Source organism: Aquipuribacter hungaricus (assembly GCF_037860755.1).
GTDB lineage: Bacteria > Actinomycetota > Actinomycetes > Actinomycetales > JBBAYJ01 > Aquipuribacter > Aquipuribacter hungaricus.
In genome coordinates, this window is record NZ_JBBEOI010000513.1 from 1 (window position 1) to 645 (window position 645).

The 645-nt window shown below is 77.7% G+C and carries 1 protein-coding gene; it reads left to right on the top strand.

What is annotated here, in order from left to right; translation table 11 throughout:
• Positions 1-105: 105 nt before the first annotated feature.
• On the top strand, positions 106-549 hold the full coding sequence (locus WCS02_RS20925; protein ID WP_340296230.1) for a CoA-binding protein: 444 nt from the start codon (positions 106-108) through the stop codon (positions 547-549).
• Positions 550-645 lie beyond the last annotated feature (96 nt).

Below are 645 nucleotides of genomic sequence, written 5' to 3' on the forward strand. Positions count from 1 at the left end.
GGGGCGGGCGGCGACGAGCAGGCCACCACCGGCAGCGTCGACGGCCGCCGCGCCGCGGAGGCCCCGGCGCCCGACCCGTGGCAGGGGCCGACGGCGCAGCAGCGCCTGGCGATCCTGCGCCGGACCCGCAGCGTGGCCATCGTCGGCGCGAGCGACAACCCGGCGCGGGCGAGCTACTTCGTCGCCACGTACCTGCTGTCCACGTCGCCCTACGACGTCTACTTCGTCAACCCGCGGATCCGCGAGGTGCTCGGCCGCCCGGTCTACCCGAGCCTCGCCGAGCTGCCGGTCGTGCCGGACCTCGTCGACGTCTTCCGCGCCCACGACGCGCTCCCCGCCGTGCTGCAGGAGACCGTCGACGTCGGGGCGCGGACGCTGTGGCTGCAGCTGGGCCTGCGCCACGACCAGGTGGCCGCCGACGGCGAGGCGGCAGGGCTGGAGGTCGTCATGGACCGGTGCCTGAAGATCGAGCACGCCCGGTTCCACGGCGGCCTCCACCTGGCCGGCTTCGACACCGGCGTCATCAGCTCGCGCCGCCGGCACGCCTGAGGGCTCCGGCGGGCGGGGCCGACGCAGGGTGCCGCGCCCGCCTCAGCCCTCGGGCGGGGCCGGCCCGCCGAGCGCGACGGCCGTCGCCACCGCGGC